Consider the following 19,131-nt stretch of genomic DNA (forward strand, 5'->3'; position numbering starts at 1 on the left):
CGCCGAAGCCCGCGCCAGCGCCCGCGCCGGCGTCCAAGCCCGCGCCCGCGCCGGCGTCCAAGCCCGCGCCCGCGCCGGCGTCCAAGCCCGCGCCCGCGCCCGTACCCGCGCCCGCCTCCGGGACCGACCCCTCGGATTCGAGGGCCTCGGTGAACAGGGCGCACACCGCCACCGGGTCCGCCACCAGGAACTCCGGCACCGGCTCCGCGACGGCCACGGACGCCGCTGCCACGGACGCCACGTCCACGTCCGTCAGCTCCCGCAGCAGCGCCCCGAACTCCTCGAACGCCGCCTCCGAATCCGGCGCCGCGTCGAGGAGCTCCGTGAGCCGCCCGATGACCGGCTCCTTCTCCGGGAGGACCGTCACCAGGGCCCGGTAGTCGGGCACCGGCTCGTCCGTGAACATCATCGAGGGCCAGATCAGACCCGCGTACCCCGCCTCCACCCCGGGAGCCAGCAGCCCCGGGAAGGGCGCGAAGAAGTCGGAGCAGAGGCGGGTGGCGCCGGACGGGGAGTTGTTCCACCCGTGCGCGAACACCACCAGGTCGCCCACTCCCTGCCGGGCGAGCGCGACGAGTTCCGAGGCCTGGCCCGGCGGCCCGTCGCCGTCCTTGTCGAAGGTGATCTCCCGGTACGGCTCCACACTCATCCCGGTCACGGCAAGACCCGTCCCTCCACGTCGAGGGGGCCGCAGCGCCAGTGCGCCCCGTGCGCGGGCGGCGGCTCCTCCGCAAGGATGCCCGCGCACGCCCCCGTCCAGACGTGTGAAGGGGTGTCAGCGCAGCCGGGCCGCCGAGACCCGGGGGAAGTGGATCAGCAGGTCGTACGCGGTGGAGAACCGGACGGGCACGATGTCGTCCGGCCACGGGAAGACCGTCCCGATCTGCCGGGTCGGCCGGGGCACGGCGAGCCAGTCGCGCGCCGCCGGAGTCGTACGCCTCAGGTCCAGGTAGAAGGGGGTGGAGGCGACCCGGTCGAGGGTGTGGGAGCTGCTGTCGGCGCCGAGCGGGGCGACCGTGAAGGCCCGGAGCGGCTCGCCGGGGGCGCCGGTGTCGTGCGCGTTGAAGGAGCCCTGCCCGAAGGAGGCGCCCACGCTCACGTAGTCCCGGCCGAGAGCGTCCCGCAGGAAGGCGCCCTGGAGCCGCGGGTACTGGTCCGGCTTCGGCGTCTCGTAGCCGACGTGCCCGTTGTGCGCGGACAGCACGATCCGGTCGCCGGTCCGCCGCTGCCACCACACGGTGTTCTCGGCCATGATCCGGTCGCGGTAGAGCATCGCCGAGGCGAGCCCTTCCGGCGTCATCAGGTCGTGGGCGTACTCGGTGCCGACCTGGGCGATCGCGCGCGCGTGCTGCACCGCCCACAGGTGCGCCTCCCGGGCCCCGGGGCCCTTGCCGGGGGTCTGCCGCTCCAGGAGGGCGAGGGCGCGGTTCACCTCGCCGGCCATCCGCTGCCGCTCGGCGTGCGGCTTCTCCATGTAGCCCTTCATCCAGGCCTCGACCTCGCCGGTGGGCCGCGAGTCCCGGTACAGCTCCTGGAAGCGGGGGAGGAGGGCGGGGTGGACGCGGGCGACGTACGAGGTGACGGTGTCGAAGAGGTTCGGGCCCGCGTAGCCGAGGTCGTTGCCCATGAAGCGGACCTGGTGGCCGGGGTGGCGCTGGTTGTACGCGCGCATCCACCGGAAGAGGTCGAGGTACTCCTCGGTGTTCCAGAGGCGGTACGACTCCTGGAACTCGTCCCGCATGATCGCCCGGATGTCGCCCCGGCCGGTGCGGACCCACTCGTCGACGAGGAGTCCGGTGGACCAGGGCGCCTCCAGGGCGAAGGTGGTGAAGCCCCGGTCCTCCACGAGGTGGGCGAAGACCTGGTGCTTGGCCTCGAAGAACTCCGCCGAGCTGTGGGTGGCCTCGCCCAGGCCGACGACCTTGGCCGAGCCGATCATCCGGTCGAGGGGGCGCAGATCGGTCAGGGGCGTTGCGGAGCGGGCGAGTTCGCGCGCGGGATCGGGGCCCGGCGGGGCCGCGGCGGCGCCCGCGGCCGGAGCCAGGGCGCCCAGGCAGGCGGCGAGCAGGAGCCCGACGAGCGGCAGGCGCCGGCGTCGTAAGGAGAGGTTCATGGGGTCCAGCGTGGTCGGTGGGACGCCCGGGGGGACATCCCGCCGACCCCCCTCTCGTACGGGGGTCAACCCCCGTCACCGGTACAGCAGATACTCCTCGCGCACCGCCCGGAACGCCGCCAGGTCCGTCTCCCACGCGCCGACGACCTCGTCGACGCCCGCGCCGGCGTCGACCAGGGTCCGGACCCGGGTCGAGCCGGTCAGCTTGTCGATCCAGTGGTCCGCCCGCCAGGCGAAGCCGGACCAGGAGGCGCGGGCGGTGACCAGGAGCCCGATCCCGGTCCGTACCGGGTCGAAGGACTCCCGGTCGTGGACGTGCAGCTGCACGCCGCCGACCGTCTTCCCCTGGAACTTGGAGAAGGTCGGGGCGAAGTACGCCTCGCGGAACCGGACCCCGGGCAGGCCGAGGGCGTTCGCCGCCTCCGCCCACCGCCGGTCGACGCCCTCGGCGCCGAGGAGTTCGAAGGGGCGGGTGGTGCCCCGGCCCTCGGAGAGGTTCGTGCCCTCGAAGAGGCAGGTGCCGGAGTAGACGAGCGCGGTCTCCGGCGTCGGCATGTTCGGGCTGGGCGGCACCCACGGCAGCCCGGTCGCGTCGAAGAACTCCGAGCGTCGCCACCCCGTCATCCGTACGGTGTCCAGGGCGACGGGCGAGGCCAGGAACTCGGCGTTGAACAGCGCGGCCAGCTCGGCCACCGTCATGCCGTGCGCCTGCGCGATCGGCTCCCGTCCGACGAAGGTCGCGAACGCCCGGTCCAGGACGGGCCCGAGCGCCGCCCGTCCGGTCGCCGGGTTCGGCCGGTCCAGGACGACGAACCGCTTCCCGGCGAGGGCGGCGGCCGCCATGCAGTCGTACAGCGTCCAGATGTACGTGTAGAAGCGGGCGCCGACGTCCTGGATGTCGAAGACGACCGTGTCCACCCCGGAGGCGGTGAAGACGTCGGCGAGCGGCTGTCCGCTCTTCAGGTACGTGTCGTAGACGGGCAGTCCGGTCGCCGGGTCGTCGTACCGGCCCTCGGAGCCGCCCGCCTGGGCGGTGCCCCGGAAGCCGTGCTCGGGGCCGAAGACGGCGACCAGGTCCACCCGCTCGTCGGCGTGCATCACGTCCACGATGTGCCGCGCGTCCGGGGTGATGCCGGTCGGGTTGGTGACGATCCCGACCCGCTCGCCCGCGAGGAGCGCGTAGCCGTCGGCCGCGAGCCGTTCGAAGCCGGTCCGGACACGGCCGTGACCCCCGTCGGCGGCCGAGGCTGGGGCGGCGCTCGTGGCGGCCGCCGCGCCCAGGGCGCCTCCGGCGGCCAGCAGACTCCGTCGCGACAGGCTCATGCGGGACCTCCTCGCCAGTGACATGGGCTCGCACGCTAGCGGTCCTGACGGCCCCGGGGAACGAGGCGTGCGGAACGGGTCTTCCGCCGCTCCATACCGACCGGTTAGTCTGTGCCGGTCTTCAGTGCGTCGTCACAGCCGAGAGGTGGGTCCATGACCGCGGACACGAACGGACTCCGGGGCACCGGCGTCGTCGTCACCGGAGCGGGCGGCGGCATCGGCGCCGCCCTCGCCCGCCGCTTCGCCGCCGAGGGCGCCCGGGTCGTCGTCAACGACCTCGACCCCGGGCGCACCAAGGCCGTCGCCGAGGAGATCGGCGCCGTCGCCGTCCCCGGCGACGCCTCCGCCGTCGTCGACGAGGCCCGCGAGGCCCTCGGCGGCACCGTCGACGTCTGGTGCGCCAACGCCGGACTCTCCTCGCCCGGCGACGCCTTCGCCGACGAGGACGTCTGGGCCGCCGCCTGGGACGTCAACGTGATGGCCCACGTCCGCGCGGCCCGCGCCCTCCTCCCGGAGTGGCTGGAGCGCGGCAGCGGCCGCTTCGTCTCCACCGTCTCCGCCGCCGGACTGCTCACCATGATCGGCGCCGCGCCGTACAGCGTCTCCAAGCACGGCGCGTACGCCTTCGCCGAATGGCTCTCCCTCACCTACCGCCACCGCGGCCTGAAGGTCCACGCCATCTGCCCGCAGGGCGTGCGTACGGACATGCTCACCGCCGCCGGAACCGCCGGCGAGCTCGTCCTCGCCCCGACCGCCATCGAGCCCGAGGACGTCGCCGACGCCCTGCTCGACGCCATCGCCGCCGACCGCTTCCTCGTCCTGCCCCACCCCGAGGTCGCCGGCTACTACCGCAATCGCGCCACCGACCCCGAACGGTGGCTCACCACGATGAACCACGTCCAGCGGACCTGGGAGACGGGCACCCGTCAGCCGTAGGCCCGGACTGATGGGAAGATCTACTGACGGGAACGCGTTCCCGTGACCGAAAACGATCACCAGGGAAGGCGGCGGAGCATGGCCAGGACGACGGACGGGAACGGCACCCCCGTCCCCCAGAGACTCCTCGCCGCCGCCACCCGGCTCTTCGCGGAGCAGGGCTACGACCGCACCTCCGTCCAGGAGATCGTCGAGGCCGCAGGGGTCACCAAGGGCGCGCTCTACCACTACTTCGGCTCCAAGGAGGACCTCCTCCAGGAGGTCTACTCCCGCGTCCTGCGCCTCCAGCAGGAACGGCTCGACGCCTTCGCGGACGCCGACGAGCCCGTCGAGGACCGGCTGCGCGCCGCCGCCGCCGACGTCGTCGTCACCACCATCGAGAACCTCGACGACGCCGCCATCTTCTTCCGCTCGATGCACCACCTGAGCCCCGAGAAGAACAAGCAGGTCCGGTCCGAGCGGCGGCACTACCACGAGCGGTTCCGGGCCCTCATCGAGGAAGGCCAGCGGGCGGGCGTCTTCTCCTCCGCCACGCCCGCCGACCTCGTCGTCGACTACCACTTCGGCTCCGTGCACCACCTGTCGACCTGGTACCGCCCGGACGGCCCGCTGACCCCGCAGCAGGTGGCCGGCCACCTCGCCGACCTCCTGCTGCGCGCCCTGCGCCCGTAAGTACCTACAGGTACTTCTTCAGCTCCCGCCGCGCCAGTGACCGCTGGTGCACCTCGTCCGGGCCGTCCGCCAGCTTCAGCGTCCGCGCCGCCGCCCACAGTTCGGCCAGCGGGAAGTCCTGCGAGACACCGCCCGCCCCGTGCGCCTGCACGGCCTTGTCGATGATGTCGACGACGGCGCGCGGGGTCGCGATCTTGATGGCCTGGATCTCGGTGTGCGCACCCCGGTTGCCGACGGTGTCCATCAGCCAGGCCGTCTTGAGGACGAGGAGCCGCAGCTGCTCGATGGTCACCCGGGCGTCGGCGATCCAGTTCTGCACGACGCCCTGCTGCGCGAGCGCCTTGCCGAAGGCGGTACGGGAGACGGCGCGCCGGCACATCAGCTCGACCGCCCGCTCCGCCATGCCGATGAGCCGCATGCAGTGGTGGATGCGGCCGGGGCCGAGCCGGGCCTGCGCGATGGCGAAGCCGCCGCCCTCCTCGCCGACGATGTTCGCGGCCGGGACCCGAACCCCGTCGAAGATCACCTCGGCGTGGCCGCCGTGGTAGTGGTCCTCGTACCCGTACACCTGCATCGCGCGCCGGACCTCGACGCCCGGGGTGTCGCGCGGCACGAGGATCATCGACTGCTGGCGGCGGAGGTCCGGCCCGTCGGGGTCGGTCTTGCCCATGACGATGAAGATCCGGCAGTCGGGGTTCATCGCCCCGGAGATGTACCACTTGCGGCCGTCGACGACGTACTCGTCGCCCTCCCGCCGGATCCGGGTCTCGATGTTCGTCGCGTCGGAGGAGGCGACCTCGGGCTCGGTCATCGCGAACGCCGAGCGGATCTCGCCGGCGAGCAGCGGCTCCAGCCACTGCTTCTTCTGCGCCTCGTCGCCGAACTGGGCGAGCAGCTCCATGTTCCCGGTGTCCGGGGCGGCGCAGTTGAGGGCGGTCGGGGCGAGCTGCGGGCTGCGGCCGGTGATCTCGGCGAGCGGCGCGTACTGGAGGTTGGTCAGCCCGGCACCGTACTCGGCGTCGGGAAGGAAGAGGTTCCAGAGGCCCTGCCGCTTGGCCTCGGCCTTGAGCTCCTCCACCACCGGCGGGGTGTCCCAGGGCGAGGCGAGCAGCGCGCGCTGCTCCTCGGCGACGGCCTCGGCCGGGTAGACGTGCTCGTCCATGAAGGCGAGGAGCTTCTCGCGCAGCTCGACGGTACGGGCGTCGTAGGCGAAGTCCATGGTGGATCAGCCCTCCTGAAGGGTGGTCAGGCCGTGGTCGATGAAGACGGGGACGAGCTCGCCGATGCGGTCGAAGCCGGCGCCGACCGTCTGTCCGAGGGTCCAGCGGTAGTGGATGCCCTCCAGGATCACGGCGAGCTTGAACCAGGCGAAGGCCGTGTACCAGGCGAGCCCGGAGGTGTCGCGGCCCGAACGCGCGGCGTACCGCTCGACCAGCTCGGCGACGCCCGGGTGCCCGGGGGCCGTGGCGGTCGTGGAGACGGGGGAGTCCGGCGCGTCGAGCGGCGTGCTGTACATGACGAGGAGGCCGAGGTCGGTGAGCGGATCGCCGAGCGTGGACATCTCCCAGTCGAGGACGGCCCGGATCCGGTCGTCCTCGCCGATGAGGACGTTGTCGAGGCGGTAGTCGCCGTGGATCACGGTCGGCGCGGGCGAGACGGGCAGCGCGCGCCCGAGGGCGGCGTGCAGCTCGTCGATGCCGGGCAGTTCGCGGCCGCGCGAGGCGTCCAGCTGCTTCCCCCAGCGCCGCAGCTGCCGGTCGAGGAAGCCCTCCGGGCGCCCGAAGTCGCCGAGACCGACCGCCTCGGGGTCGACGGCGTGCAGGTCGACGAGCGTGTCGACGAGGCCGAGGACGGCCGCGCGGGTGCGCTCGGGGCCGAGCGGGGCGAGCTGACGCGCCGAGCGGTACGGGGTCCCGTCGACGAACTCCATGACGTAGAACGGCGCGCCGAGCACGGACTCGTCCTCGCAGAGCAGCACGGTCTCCGGGACGGGCACGCCCGTCCCGGCCAGGGCGCTGATGACACGGTGCTCGCGCCGCATGTCGTGGGCGGTGGCGAGGACGTGGCCGAGCGGGGGCCGGCGGACCACCCAGCGGCCGGAGCCGTCGCTCACGACGTACGTCAGGTTCGACCGGCCGCCCTCGATCAACCGGGCTTCGAGGGGGCCGGACACAAGGCCGGGGCGCTCGCGGTCGAGGAATCGGCGCAGCTGCTCGGGGTCGAGTCCTGGCGGCGGGGCGGAGCTCATACGTGCGTACCTCCGGATCGGCTTCGGTCGGCGTTCATGATGACCGACCAGTCGGTATGTCGTCCAGGGGGTGCGGCGAAGCGCCCCGCTCGCCCTCTGGTCTCCGGTCGCATCCCTGAATAGGGTTCACATATGGATGCGAAGCTGATCGTCGACGAAGTCCGGCTGACCCCGATCCTCATCTCCGACCCGCCTCTCCTCAACACCCAGGGCGTCCACCAGCCCTACACCCCCCGGCTCGTGGTGGAAGTGATCACGAGGGGAGGGGTGAGCGGCCTCGGCGAGACCTACGGCGACACGGTCCACCTGAACCTCGCCCGCCCGCTGGCCGAAGCCCTCCAGGGCCGCTCGATCACGGATGTGAACGGCCTCTTCGTCCTGGCGGAGGAGACCGGAGGCGCGGCGCACCCCGACACGGACGAGGGGGTCGACGCGAGCGGCCTGCGCGGCGTCCGTACGGCCGAGAAGCTCCGCCTCTCCGTCGTCTCCGCCTTCGAGACCGCCTGCCTCGACGCGCTCGGCAGGACCCTCGGCCTGCCCGTCCACGCCCTCCTCGGCGGCAAGGTCCGCGACGAGGTCGAGTACAGCGCGTACCTCTTCTACAAATGGGCCGGTACGGACGCGTGGGGCCCGGCCCTCGACCCGGCCGGCATCGTCGCCCAGGCGCGCCGTTTCGACCGCGCGTACGGCTTCCGCTCCTTCAAGCTCAAGGGCGGGGTGTACGAACCCGAGCGGGAGATCGCCGCGATCCGGGCCCTCGCGCAGGAGTTCCCCGGCCGCCCGCTCCGCCTCGACCCCAACGGGGCCTGGTCCGTGGAGACCTCGCTCGCCGTCGCGCGCGAGCTCCAGGACGTCCTGGAGTACCTGGAGGACCCGGCGAGCGGCACGGCGGCGATGGCGGCGGTCGCCGCCGGCACGGACGTCCCGCTCGCCACCAACATGTGCGTGACCACCTTCGAGGAGGTCCCGGCGGCCTTCGCGGCCGATGCGGTACGGATCGTCCTCTGCGACCACCACTACTGGGGCGGACTCCACCGCACCCGCGAACTCGCGGCGGTCTGCCGGACGTACGGCGTCGGGCTCTCCATGCACTCCAACACCCACCTGGGCATCAGCCTCGCCGCGATGACCCAGGTCGCGGCGACCCTGCCGGGGCTCCACCACGCCTGCGACACCCACTACCCGTGGCAGACGGAGGACGTGGTCACGGTCCGCCCGGTCTTCCGCGAGGGCCGCGTCCGCGTCTCCGACGCGCCGGGGCTCGGCGTCGAACTGGACCGGGAGGCGCTGTCGGTTCTGCACCGGCGGTGGCTGGAGGACGACGGGACGCACCGGAACAGGGACGACGCGGCGACGATGCGCAGAACCCACCCCACCTGGACCCCAACCCGCTGGTAGCCCCGGTGGGCCGCGTGTGGGCAATCGTCCCGCTGGGGCGGGACGGGTGGGCACACGGGACGGCGCGCTCAGCGGCGCCTCCGCGTTCCGCGCCTGGACCCGCACCCCAAGCGGCGGCGCACATCCGGTGCGGGTTCAGGCGCGGGAGCCTAGGGCGCGCCGGTAAGGGCGCCGTTCCGTTGTGCCCACCCGTTCCGCCCCTTGCGGAACGCCTGCCCACAACGGGGCGGGGTGGGCACCGCCCCGGCGGAACGCATGCCCACAACGGGCGGAAGCGCGCCCACAACGGGGTGGGTCCTACGCGTGGCACGCCACCGGCACCCCGCCGTTCATCGCCGCCATGTCCCCGAACACCGCCACCGGATCCAGCGGCGACCCCTCCGGCAGTCCCTCCAGCTCCGCGTACGCCCGGTGCAGGTTCGCCACCAGCCGCTCGCTCTCCCGCCACGCGGCGAACTCGCCGAGGTCCGCCGCCCGGGCCGTCTCCAGCGGTGTCGCCCCCTTCGCGTACCCCTCGGCGGCCAGCTCCGCCACCCAGCGCAGGTACCGCTCCGTCGTGTCGTACGCCGAGGGGTCGGTGACCCGCCCGTGCCCCGGCACCACGGTCGGCGCGTCGAGGGACCGCAGCAGGTCGAGCGCGCGCAGCGAACCGGCGAGCGAACCCATCGGCAGGAACGGCGTCCCGCCGTGGAAGACCAGGTCACCGGTGAAGACGACGCCCTGCTCGGGGAGATGGACGATCGAGTCGCCGGTGGTGTGCGCGGCGCCCGGGTGCAGCACCCGGACCTCGATCCCGCCGACGTACAGGGTGAGCCGCTCGCTGTACGTGACGGACGGCGGCAGGATGTCGACGCGCCCGAAGTCGGTCTGCGGCCACAGGAGATGGAGCTGGTGCCCGGCCGCGAGCTGCTCGGCCCGGCAGTTCTCGTGGCCCACGATCCGCGCCTCGGGGCGGAACACCCCGTTGCCGTAGGTGTGGTCGCCGTGGTGGTGGGTGGAGACGATGGTCCGCGGCAGCGGCAGCCCCTCGGCGAGCACCGCCTCGCGCAGCAGCAGGGCCCGGCGCTCGGTGGCGGCGGTGTCGACGAGCAGCGACTCGTCCGCGTCGCCGAGGAACCCGGCGTTGTTCAGGCACCAGCCGCCGTCGGGCTGGACGAAGGCGTGCACGTGCGGAGCGAGCGTGACCACATAGGGATCGGTGGCAGACAAAGGGATTCCCCCGGATGAGAGCCCGACTGGACAGGGGAAGAGTGCCAGCCGCCACCCACCACTGAAAACCCGGAACCTCTCACTCCTCCCCCTCCCAGCCCTGCGCCGCCACGAACGCGTCCCCGTACTCCGCCGACCACCGCCCGAGCGCCTCGATCGGCCCCAGCAGCGAACGCCCCAGCGCGGTCAGCGCGTACTCGACCCGCGGCGGCGTCTCCTCGTACGCCCGCCGTTCCAGCAGCGCGTACCCCTCCAGGCGCCGCAGCGTCTCCGTCAGCACCTTCGCGCTGATCCCGCCGATCGCCGTCCGCAGCTCGCCGGGCCGGCGCGGCCCGTCCGCGAGCGCGTACAGGACGACCCCGTTCCAGGTGTGGGCGAGCAGGTCGAAGCCGAGCCGCGCCCGGCAGTCCGCGAGGACCCGGTCGGTAACCATGCGGTAAGTCGCCCCCTGTCTACGGTCGTTCACGACAGCACGCACAACGGTACGTGAGGGAGGACGCCCCATGCGGGTGGGAGTACTGGGTACGGGAGCGATGGCACGGGCGCTCGGCGGAGGATGGGTCGGGGCGGGCCACGAGGTGCTCGTCGGCGGCCGGGACGGGGAGCGGACGGCCGCGCTCGCCGCGAGCACGGGGGCCCGGCCGGGCACCCTCGCCGAGGCGGCCCGGTTCGGGGAGGCGACCCTGCTCGCCCTGCCGTACGACGCGGTCCTGCCGGCCCTCGAAGCAGCGGGACCCGTCGGCTCGTTCGGCGGGCGGATCCTGATCGACTGCACCAACGCGGTCGGTCCGGGCCCGGTCCTGACCACCGGTGAGGGTCCCGGCGCCGCCCGCACGCTCGCCGCGGCGACGGGCGCCCGGGTGGTGAAGGCCTTCAACCACGTCACACCGGCCGTGTGGAGCCGTACCCCGCCCGTCTTCGCGGACGGACCGGTCGCCGTCCCCCTCTGCGGGGACGACGAGGAAGCCCTCGCGCTCGTCTCCGGCCTGGCCGCCGACCTGGGCTGCGCCCCCTTCGTCGCGGGCCCGCTGGCCCACGCGGACCTCCTGGAGGCGACGACGGCCTTCCTCATCGGCCTCTGGACCTCGGGCCGCGACCCGCGCGCCATGCTCCCCCCGCCGGCGGCACTCGGCGGCTGACGAGAACGGCCGACGCGAGCGGCCGACGGGAGCGGCCGACGGGAGCGGCCGACGGGAGCGGCCGACGGGAGCGGCTGACGAGAACGGCCGACGCGAGCGGCCGACAGGAGCGGGCCGACCCGAGCGACCACCGCCCCGGCTTGCGGCCCGGTCCGTACGCACCGAGGGTCGGGGTATGAAGGCGATCAGCTACAGCCGGTACGGCGGCCCCGAGGTCCTGGAGTACGGCGAGCTGCCCGAGCCGAAGATCGGACCGGACGCGGTCCTGATCGAGGTGCGGGCGGCTTCCGTCAACCCGGTCGACTGGAAGTGCCAGGCCGGATACCTCCAAGGCCTCATGGACACGGTCTTCCCGGTCGTCCCCGGCTGGGACGTCTCCGGTGTCGTCGTCCGGCTCGGCCTCTCCGTCCCCGAGTTCGCCGTGGGGGACGAGGTCATGGGGTACGTCCGCGAGGACTTCCTCTCCCGCGGCACCTTCGCCGAGTACGTCGCCGCGCCCGTCCGCACCCTCGCCCGCAAGCCCCGCACCTTCGACTTCGAGGAGGCCGCGGCCCTCCCGCTCGTCGGCCTCACCGCGTACCAGTCGCTCCACCGGGCCCTGGCGGTACGGCCCGGGGAGACCGTCCTCGTCCACGCGGCGGCCGGCGGGGTCGGCTCGATGGCCGTGCAGATCGCCCGCCACATCGGCTGCCGGGTCATCGGCGCGGCCAGGGAGGAGGGCCTGGAGCGGGTCGCGGAGCTCGGCGCCGAGCCCGTCCGCTTCGACGAGGAGACCTTCACCGACCAGGTCCGTGCCCTCGCCCCGCTGGGCGTGGACGCCGTCCTGGACACCATCGGCGGCCCGTTCCTGGAGCTCTCCGCCCGGCTCCTCGCCCCGCAGGGCCGCCTGACGTCGATCGCCGACGGCGAGGTCCTCGCCCTCGGCGGCAGCTACTTCTGGACCCGCCCCGACGCCGCCGACCTGGAGGCCCTCGCCGACCTGGCCGACGCGGGCGTCCTCACCGTACGGGTGGCCAGGTCGTTCCCCCTGGAACAGGCGGCCGAGGCCCAGCGGGCCAACGCGGCGGGCGGTCTCAACGGCAAGGTCGTGGTGACCGTCCCGTAGGAGCGTCGCGGCTCACCAGATCACCGCCGCCCCGAAGACGGCGAGCGCGATCGTGCACCCCGCCGCGAGCAGCGCGCCCCGGTGGGAGAGCGGGAGCGGCCGGGCCGCGCCGAGGGAACGGATCCGCCGGTGGGCCACGGCCAGGAACGCCACCCACACCAGGGACGACAGCGCGAGCCCGGTCAGCTCCTTCGCCGTGATCTCGTCGCTGACGGTCAGCTTCACGGCGAGGACCGCGACGACCGTGCACGACAGGGTCGTACGCCGCCACGCGAGCCGGGTCCGCTCCGGCTGGAGTCCCGGATCCCGGGTCTCGGCGGCCGCGCTCACCGCCCGGCCCAGCCGAAGACGACGAGCACCACCATCGCGAGCGCCACCGCGGCCACCGCGAGGCTGAGCACCGCGGGGAACCGGGAGGTGGGCAGGTCCTCGCCGCGCCGCATCGCCCGCTCGCAGCGCACCCAGTGGTTCACCGCCCGCAGCGCGCACAGCACGCCGGCGGCGAGCAGCGCGAGCGCGAGCCCGACGCGTACGCCCCAGCGGAGGTCCGGCAGGAACTGGTCGACGGCGAAACCGCCGCCGACGAGGGCGAGCGCGGTCCGGATCCAGGCGAGGAAGGTCCGCTCGTTGGCGAGGGAGAAGCGGTAGTCGGGGGTCTCGCCCTCGTCCCGGATCCGCTGCGGCGCGAACCACAGCCGCAGGCTCTGCACGAATTCGCTCACCCGTGCACCCTAACGGCCGGATGATCGGACCGCCGGGCAGTGGCCCCCGCGCCGGACGGTCAGCCCGCCGTCCGCCCGCTCCTGGCCCGCAGCCTCTCGTACGCGGCGATGCCGTCCGGTACCCAGTCCCAGGTGCCGAGGCGCTCCTCCAGCTCCCCGTCCGTCAGGAAGGTGTGCCAGGCGACCTCCTCCACCTGCGGGTCGACCGGCAGGTCGCAGCGGACCTCGTAGACCGCCGACCACCACTTCCCGTCCCCGTCCCCGGCGTCGAACAGGAACGTCAGGACCGGCTCGGGCCGGGGCAGTCCGGAGACCCCGAGCTCCTCCTCGGCCTCGCGCAGCGCGGCCTCGTCGTAGGACTCGCCCGCACCGACGACACCGCCGACGAACATGTCGTACAGGGAGGGGTACGACAGCTTGGTCGCCGTCCTGCGGTGGACGAAGGTCCGGCCCTCGGCGTCCCGGACCCGGATGAAGACGCAGCGATGGGTCAGGCCCCGCGCGTGCACCTCACCGCGCGGGGCCTGACCGACCACCCGGTCGTTGTCGTCGACGACGTCCACGATCTCTTCAGCGCTCATGCGCCCATGAAATCACCGCCGCACGAGGGACGGGACGGGCCTCACTGCCCCATGACGTACTTGACGGTCGGACCGGTCGTCCAGCCGCCGTCGACGGCGAGCTCCGCGCCCGTCACGTACGAGGCGGCGTCGGAGAGCAGGAAGACGACGGCGCCCGCGATCTCGTCGGCCTCGCCGACCCGGCCCATCGGCGTGTTCGGGTACTTGCCCTCGCCGCGCTCGATGCCGACGGAGGCCGTCATCGGGGTGTAGGTCATGCCGGGGTGGACGGAGTTCACGCGGATCTTCGCCGTGCCGAGCTCCACCGCGCCGATCTTCGTCAGGCCGCGCACGCCCCACTTCGAGGCGCCGTACCCGGCGGTCAGGGCCAGGCCCATCAGGCCCGCGGCCGAGGAGATGTTGACGATCGAGCCGCCACCCGCCTCCTTCATGGCGGGTATCGCGGCCTTCATGCCGATGAAGACGCCGGTCAGGTTGATGTCGAGGACCTTGCGGAAGTGCTCGACGGACTCGGTCTCCAGGAACGCGCCGGTGGAGATCCCGGCGTTGTTCACCAGACCGTGCAGCCCGCCGAACTCCGCCACCGCGAAGGCGACGGCCGCCGCCCACTCCTCCTCGGAGGTCACGTCGTGGTGGAGGAACCGGGCCCGCTCGCCGAGCGCCTCGGCCGTGGCCTTGCCGTCCTCGTCGAGGACGTCGGTGATCACGACGTTCGCGCCGGAGGCCACGGCCAGCCGGGCGGCCTCGGCGCCCAGGCCGCGGGCACCGCCGGTGATGAGCACGGTCTTGCCGGTGAGGTCGTTCATAGGAGGTCCCTTTCAGCGGGTTCGGACGCTCCGGGGCTGTGCGGCCCGGAGAAGCGCGGTGGTGGTCTCGACGAGATCGGCGAGGAACAGGGGCTCGTCCGTGAGCGGCTCGGTGCCGTCGAGGTACTGCCGGGCCCGGTCCGCCATGGCCGCGCCCACCACGGTCAGCGCCAGGTCGAGGCGCTCCAGGAGCAGCGGCTCGGGGAGCCCGTCGGCGGCGAGCCGGTCCGCGATCCGCTCGATCAGGCGCCAGTAGACGGTGCCGGCGAGCGTGGGGTGCGGGGTGCGGGTGCGGACGCCGCTCTCGTGGCTGAGCTGCGCGGAGATCCGCAGGCAGCGGCGGCCCCGGTCGGTGCGCAGCTCGCTCGCCTCGGCGGTCACGAGCGCGGCGATCAGCCGTCTCAGGTCGTCCTCGGTGTCGTCGACGAGGGGCGCGAGCACCTGTTCCGTACGGGTCTGGCGGCCGGCCATGACCGCGTCGAGCAGTCCGGCGCGCGAGCCGAAGTGGTACTGCACCGCCGAGGGGTTGGCCTGTCCGGCCAGCGCCACGACGTCCCGCAGCTGTGCGCCGTCGACGCCCTGTGCGGCGAAGAGCTCCTCCGCCGCGCGGATCAATTTCTCCCGGGTCTCGGGTCCCGACGTCCTCGCCATGACTCCATATTAATGCTCGGCATTAGAAAACGGAAAGGCCGAGGGAGGGCTCGGACGGTTGACTCGATACATCCGTGTATCCAAGATGCGGTCCATGTCCTACGACGCTGATGTGATCGTGATCGGGGCGGGCCTCGCCGGCCTCGTCGCCACCGCCGAGCTGGTCGACGCCGGCCGCACCGTGATCCTCCTCGACCAGGAACCCGAGCAGTCCCTCGGCGGCCAGGCCCACTGGTCCTTCGGCGGGCTCTTCCTCGTCGACTCGCCCGAGCAGCGCAGGATGCGCGTCAAGGACAGCCACGCCCTCGCCCTCCAGGACTGGTTCGGCACCGCGGGCTTCGACCGCACCGAGGACCACTGGCCGAGGAAGTGGGCCGAGGCGTACGTGGACTTCGCCGCCGGCGAGAAGCGCGCCTGGCTCCACGCGCGCGGGGTGCGCTTCTTCCCCGTCGTCGGCTGGGCCGAGCGCGGCGGCTACGACGCCAACGGCCACGGCAACTCCGTACCCCGCTTCCACATCACCTGGGGTACGGGACCCGGCCTCGTCGCCCCCTTCGAGCGCAAGGTCCGCGAGGGCGCCGCCCGCGGTCTCGTCGACCTCCGCTTCCGCCACCGCGTCACCGGACTCGGCCGCACGGCCGGTGCCGTCGACACCGTCTCCGGCGAGATCCTGGCCCCGTCCACCGCCGCCCGCGGCACCGCGTCGGGCCGCGAGGTCACGGGCTCCTTCGAACTGCGGGCCCAGGCCGTGATCGTCACCTCCGGCGGCATCGGCGGCAACCACGACCTCGTCCGCGCGCAGTGGCCCGCCCGGCTCGGCACCCCGCCCGCCAAGCTGCTCTCCGGCGTCCCCGCCCACGTCGACGGACTGATGCTCGGCATCGCCGAGAAGGCGGGCGCCCACCACATCAACCGCGACCGGATGTGGCACTACACCGAGGGCATCGAGAACTGGAACCCCATCTGGGCCCGCCACGGCATCCGCATCCTGCCCGGCCCTTCCAGCCTCTGGCTCGACGCCACCGGCAAGCGGCTCCCCGTCCCGCTCTTCCCCGGCTTCGACACCCTCGGCACCCTCGAACACATCATGCGGACCGGCCACGACCACACCTGGTTCGTCCTCGACAAGCGCATCATCGGCAAGGAGTTCGCGCTCTCCGGCTCCGAACAGAACCCCGACCTCACCGGCAAGTCCGTCCGCGACGTCCTCGGCCGGGCCCGCGCCGACGTACCGGCCCCCGTCCAGGCCTTCATGGACAAGGGCGTCGACTTCGTCGTCGAGAGCGACCTCTCCGCCCTCGTCCGCGGCATGAACCGGATCACCGGCGAGGACCTGATCGACGAGGCCGCGCTGCGCCGCGAGATCACCGCCCGCGACCGCGAGATCGCCAACCCCTTCACCAAGGACCTCCAGGTCACGGCGATCCGCGGCGCCCGCAAGTACCTGGGCGACAAGCTCATCCGTACGGCGTCCCCGCACCGCATCCTCGACCCGAAGGCGGGCCCGCTGATCGCCGTACGCCTCAACATCCTCACCCGCAAGTCCCTCGGCGGCCTGGAGACCGACCTCGACTCCCGCGTCCTGACGGAGGGCGGCGAGCCCCTGGCCGGCGTGTACGCGGCGGGCGAGGCGGCCGGCTTCGGCGGCGGCGGGGTCCACGGCTACCGCTCCCTCGAAGGCACCTTCCTCGGCGGCTGCGTCTTCTCGGGCCGCGCGGCGGGCCGGGCGGCGGCGAAGGCGGTGGACTGAGGGTCTCCGCGGAACCCGCCGAGCTCTCCGTGGGACCCGGTGTGTGGCGGGGGTCACACGCCGGGCTCTTCGTGTCGCGCCCCACCCCGCTGCCCAGGATGAGGTCATGGAGATAGGCATCGCACTGCCCCAGTACGGCACCCACGCCCGCGCGGACCGCATCGCGGCCTTCGCGCGGGACGCCGAGGACGCCGGGTTCGACTCGTTCTGGGTCGGCGACCGCGCCCTGACCCCGGTCGCCCCCAGTGACCTCTATCCGGGGCACACCCCGGAGAACCCGTACCCCCACCAGTACAAGACCTTCCTCGACCCGCTGACCGTGCTCACCGTCGCCGCCGGGGCCACCTCCCGCGCCCGGCTCGGCATGAGCACCCTCAACGGCCCCTGGTACCCGCCGGCCCTGCTGGCCCGCTCGCTCACCTCGCTCGACCAGGTGAGCGGCGGACGTCTCGACGTCGGTCTCGGCATCGGCTGGCTGCGCGACGAGTACACCGCCGTCGGCGCCGACTTCGGCCGGCGCGGCGCCCTCCTCGACGAGCTGCTCGACGTCCTCCACGGCTTCTGGACCCAGGAGGAGTTCGGCCACGAGGGACCGCACTGGTCGATCCCCGTCTCGTACGTGGGCCTGCGTCCCGTCCAGCCGGCCGGACCGCCCGTCCACCTCGGCGGCTTCAGCCCGGCCGCCCTGCGCCGGGTCGGCCGCCGGGCCGCCGGCTGGGTCGGCGCCGTGCTGCCGCCCGGGATGGCCGAGGGCCTGTGGGACGTGGCGCGGCGCGCGGCCGAGGAGGCGGGCCGGGACCCCGGGGCGCTGCGTCGGCAGATCCGGTACAACCCCGCCCCCGGTGCCACGGCCGACGCGATCGCCACGGTCCTCGCGGGCGTCCGGGACACCGGCGCCGACGGCTGCTTCGTCGACCTCCAGCAGTCCGTCGACGCGCCCGGCGAGGCCCTGGAACTCGGGATCAAGGTCCTGGGCCTGCTGCGGGGCTGAACACGACGGAGGGGCCCCGGACATCCGGGGCCCCTCCACGCGTACGAAACGGGCTACAGCACCAGCGACAGCAGCAGCACGAACACGATGCCGACGACCGAGATGATCGTCTCCATCACCGACCAGGTCTTGATCGTCTGGCCGACGTTCATGCCGAAGTACTCCTTCACCAGCCAGAAACCGGCGTCGTTGACGTGGCTGAAGAAGAGCGAGCCGGCACCGATCGCGAGGACGAGGAGCGACACCTCACCGGTCGACATGCCCTCGGCGAGCGGGGCCACCAGGCCGGCCGCCGAGATCGTCGCCACCGTGGCCGAGCCGGTCGCGAGCCGGATCGCGACCGCGATCAGCCAGGCGAGCAGCAGGGCCGGGATCGACCAGCTCTTCGAGAAGTCGAGGATCATCTGGCCGACGCCGATGTCGATCAGGGTCTGCTTGAAGCCGCCGCCCGCGCCGACGATCAGCAGGATGCCGGCGATGGGGGCGAGGGACTTCTCGACGGTCGAGTTCAGCCGCTCCTTGGTGAAGCCGGCCGCGCGGCCCAGGGTGAACATGCCGACTATGACGGCCGCGAGCAGGGCGATCAGCGGCGAGCCGATGACGTCGGTGACCTTCTGCACGCCGTTCTCGGGGTCGTCGATCACGATGTCGACGAGCGCCTTGACCAGCATCAGGACGACGGGCAGCAGGATGGTCGCGACGGTGGCGCCGAAGCCGGGGCGCTTCTCCAGGTCCTCGGAAGGCCGCGTCGGGATCATCTTCTCGGGCGCCTGGATGTCGACCCAGCGGGCGGCGTACTTGGAGAAGAGCGGACCGGCGATGATCACGGTGGGGATGGCGACGACCAGGCCGAGCGCGAGGGTCACGCCCAGGTTGGCGCCGACCGCGTCGATCGCGACGAGCGGGCCGGGGTGCGGCGGGATGAGGCCGTGCATCACGGACAGGCCGGCCAGCGCCGGGATGCCGATCCGCATCAGCGAGTAGTTGCCGCGCTTGGCGACCATGAGCACCACCGGGATCAGCAGCACGATGCCGACCTCGAAGAAGAGCGGCAGGCCGATCACGGAGGCGATCAGGACCATCGCCCACGGCATGGCCTTCTTGCCGGTCTTCGCCAGGATCGTGTCCACGATCTGGTCGGCGCCGCCGGAGTCGGCGAGCAGCTTGCCGAGGATCGCGCCGAGCGCGATGAGCACGCCCACACCGGCCACGGTGTTGCCGAGTCCGGTGCTGAACGACTTGATGGTGTCCGCGAGCGGGGCACCCGCGAACGCGCCGAGCGCCAGCGACCCGATGGTCAGCGCGAGGAACGCGTGCAGCTTGAACTTGGTGATGAGCAGGACGATGACGGCGATGCCGGCGAGCACGGCGATCCCCAGCTGGGCGTTGCCTGCCGAGGTGATCGGTTCGGCGGCGTCCGCTGCCAGGATCTCGACGCTGAGACTGGTCACGGTGGTGTCCTTCGTACGGGCAGGAAGGGGGACGGG

Annotated in this window: 19 protein-coding genes and 1 pseudogene; 7 read left to right on the top strand and 13 right to left on the bottom strand. The window is 73.0% G+C overall.

Going from position 1 to position 19,131, the window contains the following annotated elements; translation table 11 throughout:
* The 3 genes and pseudogenes from ACWGN5_RS14755 to ACWGN5_RS14765 form a co-directional block, all read right to left on the bottom strand.
* Positions 1 to 649, bottom strand: a pseudogene (locus ACWGN5_RS14755) (serine-threonine protein kinase); the annotation flags it as partial.
* A 126-nt stretch (positions 650 to 775) separates the two neighbouring features.
* Positions 776 to 2,113, bottom strand: a complete 1,338-nt coding sequence (locus ACWGN5_RS14760; RefSeq protein ID WP_453514846.1) for an erythromycin esterase family protein — start codon at positions 2,111 to 2,113, stop codon at positions 776 to 778.
* Between the two features lie 75 nt (positions 2,114 to 2,188).
* On the bottom strand, positions 2,189 to 3,436 hold the full coding sequence (locus ACWGN5_RS14765) for an exo-beta-N-acetylmuramidase NamZ family protein (protein WP_453514849.1): 1,248 nt from the start codon (positions 3,434 to 3,436) through the stop codon (positions 2,189 to 2,191).
* Positions 3,437 to 3,589: 153 nt separating this feature from the next.
* On the opposite strand from ACWGN5_RS14765, the gene ACWGN5_RS14770 reads away from it, so the two are divergent.
* Both ACWGN5_RS14770 and ACWGN5_RS14775 read left to right on the top strand, forming a co-directional pair.
* Positions 3,590 to 4,372, top strand: a complete 783-nt coding sequence (locus ACWGN5_RS14770; RefSeq protein ID WP_453514851.1) for an SDR family oxidoreductase — start codon at positions 3,590 to 3,592, stop codon at positions 4,370 to 4,372.
* A 78-nt stretch (positions 4,373 to 4,450) separates the two neighbouring features.
* Positions 4,451 to 5,044: a TetR/AcrR family transcriptional regulator gene (locus tag ACWGN5_RS14775; protein ID WP_453514853.1), complete on the top strand. Its 594-nt coding sequence runs from the start codon at positions 4,451 to 4,453 to the stop codon at positions 5,042 to 5,044.
* A 4-nt stretch (positions 5,045 to 5,048) separates the two neighbouring features.
* Here ACWGN5_RS14775 and ACWGN5_RS14780 read toward each other — a convergent pair whose 3' ends face one another.
* Together ACWGN5_RS14780 and ACWGN5_RS14785 are read right to left on the bottom strand one after the other, a co-directional pair.
* Positions 5,049 to 6,263 (bottom strand): acyl-CoA dehydrogenase family protein, encoded by a 1,215-nt coding sequence (locus ACWGN5_RS14780; protein ID WP_453514856.1) that lies wholly within the window; start codon positions 6,261 to 6,263, stop codon positions 5,049 to 5,051.
* Positions 6,264 to 6,269: 6 nt separating this feature from the next.
* Positions 6,270 to 7,292 carry a phosphotransferase family protein gene (locus ACWGN5_RS14785; protein ID WP_453514859.1) on the bottom strand — a complete coding sequence of 341 codons (1,023 nt, stop codon included), beginning with the start codon at positions 7,290 to 7,292 and terminating at the stop codon, positions 6,270 to 6,272.
* Positions 7,293 to 7,424: 132 nt separating this feature from the next.
* Between ACWGN5_RS14785 and ACWGN5_RS14790 the strand changes: the two genes are divergently transcribed.
* The gene (locus ACWGN5_RS14790; protein WP_453514862.1) at positions 7,425 to 8,690 is read left to right on the top strand and encodes an enolase C-terminal domain-like protein; all 1,266 of its coding nucleotides are present in this window, start codon (positions 7,425 to 7,427) and stop codon (positions 8,688 to 8,690) included.
* A gap of 297 nt (positions 8,691 to 8,987) precedes the next feature.
* Here the strand turns inward: ACWGN5_RS14790 and ACWGN5_RS14795 are convergent, their stop codons facing one another.
* Together ACWGN5_RS14795 and ACWGN5_RS14800 are read right to left on the bottom strand one after the other, a co-directional pair.
* Entirely contained in the window at positions 8,988 to 9,899 is a 912-nt protein-coding gene (locus ACWGN5_RS14795) for an MBL fold metallo-hydrolase (protein WP_453514865.1), read from the bottom strand.
* Positions 9,900 to 9,978: 79 nt separating this feature from the next.
* On the bottom strand, positions 9,979 to 10,332 hold the full coding sequence (locus ACWGN5_RS14800; RefSeq protein WP_453514867.1) for a winged helix-turn-helix transcriptional regulator: 354 nt from the start codon (positions 10,330 to 10,332) through the stop codon (positions 9,979 to 9,981).
* A gap of 70 nt (positions 10,333 to 10,402) precedes the next feature.
* Between ACWGN5_RS14800 and ACWGN5_RS14805 the strand changes: the two genes are divergently transcribed.
* Positions 10,403 to 11,038 (top strand): NADPH-dependent F420 reductase, encoded by a 636-nt coding sequence (locus tag ACWGN5_RS14805; protein ID WP_453514870.1) that lies wholly within the window; start codon positions 10,403 to 10,405, stop codon positions 11,036 to 11,038.
* Between the two features lie 175 nt (positions 11,039 to 11,213).
* Positions 11,214 to 12,143, top strand: a complete 930-nt coding sequence (locus ACWGN5_RS14810) for an NADP-dependent oxidoreductase (protein WP_453514873.1) — start codon at positions 11,214 to 11,216, stop codon at positions 12,141 to 12,143.
* A 12-nt stretch (positions 12,144 to 12,155) separates the two neighbouring features.
* Here the strand turns inward: ACWGN5_RS14810 and ACWGN5_RS14815 are convergent, their stop codons facing one another.
* The 5 genes from ACWGN5_RS14815 to ACWGN5_RS14835 are packed head-to-tail and all read right to left on the bottom strand — an operon-like array spanning position 12,156 to position 14,903.
* On the bottom strand, positions 12,156 to 12,473 hold the full coding sequence (locus ACWGN5_RS14815) for a DUF202 domain-containing protein (protein ID WP_453514876.1): 318 nt from the start codon (positions 12,471 to 12,473) through the stop codon (positions 12,156 to 12,158).
* Positions 12,470 to 12,865 (bottom strand): YidH family protein, encoded by a 396-nt coding sequence (locus ACWGN5_RS14820; RefSeq protein WP_369143333.1) that lies wholly within the window; start codon positions 12,863 to 12,865, stop codon positions 12,470 to 12,472. The genes ACWGN5_RS14815 and ACWGN5_RS14820 overlap by 4 nt, the downstream gene beginning before the upstream one ends.
* 59 nt (positions 12,866 to 12,924) lie before the next feature.
* The gene (locus ACWGN5_RS14825; RefSeq protein ID WP_453514879.1) at positions 12,925 to 13,446 is read right to left on the bottom strand and encodes an NUDIX domain-containing protein; all 522 of its coding nucleotides are present in this window, start codon (positions 13,444 to 13,446) and stop codon (positions 12,925 to 12,927) included.
* A gap of 41 nt (positions 13,447 to 13,487) precedes the next feature.
* Positions 13,488 to 14,252: a glucose 1-dehydrogenase gene (locus ACWGN5_RS14830; protein ID WP_453514882.1), complete on the bottom strand. Its 765-nt coding sequence runs from the start codon at positions 14,250 to 14,252 to the stop codon at positions 13,488 to 13,490.
* Between the two features lie 12 nt (positions 14,253 to 14,264).
* Positions 14,265 to 14,903, bottom strand: coding sequence for a TetR/AcrR family transcriptional regulator (locus ACWGN5_RS14835; protein WP_453514885.1), 639 nt, complete (start codon positions 14,901 to 14,903; stop codon positions 14,265 to 14,267).
* 94 nt (positions 14,904 to 14,997) lie between these two features.
* Here ACWGN5_RS14835 and ACWGN5_RS14840 point away from each other — a divergent pair, with 94 nt between their 5' ends.
* Together ACWGN5_RS14840 and ACWGN5_RS14845 are read left to right on the top strand one after the other, a co-directional pair.
* Positions 14,998 to 16,653 (top strand): FAD-binding dehydrogenase, encoded by a 1,656-nt coding sequence (locus ACWGN5_RS14840; RefSeq protein WP_453514888.1) that lies wholly within the window; start codon positions 14,998 to 15,000, stop codon positions 16,651 to 16,653.
* 106 nt (positions 16,654 to 16,759) lie between these two features.
* Positions 16,760 to 17,644 (top strand): TIGR03619 family F420-dependent LLM class oxidoreductase, encoded by an 885-nt coding sequence (locus ACWGN5_RS14845; RefSeq protein WP_453514890.1) that lies wholly within the window; start codon positions 16,760 to 16,762, stop codon positions 17,642 to 17,644.
* Between the two features lie 53 nt (positions 17,645 to 17,697).
* On the opposite strand, the gene ACWGN5_RS14850 is transcribed toward ACWGN5_RS14845, so the two are convergent.
* Positions 17,698 to 19,095: a GntP family permease gene (locus ACWGN5_RS14850; protein WP_453514892.1), complete on the bottom strand. Its 1,398-nt coding sequence runs from the start codon at positions 19,093 to 19,095 to the stop codon at positions 17,698 to 17,700.
* Between the last annotated feature and the right edge of the window lie 36 nt (positions 19,096 to 19,131).

Source organism: Streptomyces sp. NPDC055815 (genome assembly GCF_053616475.1).

What these genes read in the sequence shown, in the direction of transcription:
- ACWGN5_RS14760 (WP_453514846.1), bottom strand. Translation starts at nt 2,113, where the DNA reads ATGAACCTCTCCTTACGACGCCGGCGCCTGCCGCTCGTCGGGCTCCTG.
- ACWGN5_RS14765 (WP_453514849.1), bottom strand. Translation starts at nt 3,436, where the DNA reads ATGAGCCTGTCGCGACGGAGTCTGCTGGCCGCCGGAGGCGCCCTGGGC.
- ACWGN5_RS14770 (WP_453514851.1), top strand. Translation starts at nt 3,590, where the DNA reads ATGACCGCGGACACGAACGGACTCCGGGGCACCGGCGTCGTCGTCACC.
- ACWGN5_RS14775 (WP_453514853.1), top strand. Translation starts at nt 4,451, where the DNA reads ATGGCCAGGACGACGGACGGGAACGGCACCCCCGTCCCCCAGAGACTC.
- ACWGN5_RS14780 (WP_453514856.1), bottom strand. Translation starts at nt 6,263, where the DNA reads ATGGACTTCGCCTACGACGCCCGTACCGTCGAGCTGCGCGAGAAGCTC.
- ACWGN5_RS14785 (WP_453514859.1), bottom strand. Translation starts at nt 7,292, where the DNA reads ATGAGCTCCGCCCCGCCGCCAGGACTCGACCCCGAGCAGCTGCGCCGA.
- ACWGN5_RS14790 (WP_453514862.1), top strand. Translation starts at nt 7,425, where the DNA reads ATGGATGCGAAGCTGATCGTCGACGAAGTCCGGCTGACCCCGATCCTC.
- ACWGN5_RS14800 (WP_453514867.1), bottom strand. Translation starts at nt 10,332, where the DNA reads ATGGTTACCGACCGGGTCCTCGCGGACTGCCGGGCGCGGCTCGGCTTC.
- ACWGN5_RS14805 (WP_453514870.1), top strand. Translation starts at nt 10,403, where the DNA reads ATGCGGGTGGGAGTACTGGGTACGGGAGCGATGGCACGGGCGCTCGGC.
- ACWGN5_RS14810 (WP_453514873.1), top strand. Translation starts at nt 11,214, where the DNA reads ATGAAGGCGATCAGCTACAGCCGGTACGGCGGCCCCGAGGTCCTGGAG.
- ACWGN5_RS14825 (WP_453514879.1), bottom strand. Translation starts at nt 13,446, where the DNA reads ATGAGCGCTGAAGAGATCGTGGACGTCGTCGACGACAACGACCGGGTG.
- ACWGN5_RS14830 (WP_453514882.1), bottom strand. Translation starts at nt 14,252, where the DNA reads ATGAACGACCTCACCGGCAAGACCGTGCTCATCACCGGCGGTGCCCGC.
- ACWGN5_RS14835 (WP_453514885.1), bottom strand. Translation starts at nt 14,903, where the DNA reads ATGGCGAGGACGTCGGGACCCGAGACCCGGGAGAAATTGATCCGCGCG.
- ACWGN5_RS14840 (WP_453514888.1), top strand. Translation starts at nt 14,998, where the DNA reads ATGTCCTACGACGCTGATGTGATCGTGATCGGGGCGGGCCTCGCCGGC.
- ACWGN5_RS14845 (WP_453514890.1), top strand. Translation starts at nt 16,760, where the DNA reads ATGGAGATAGGCATCGCACTGCCCCAGTACGGCACCCACGCCCGCGCG.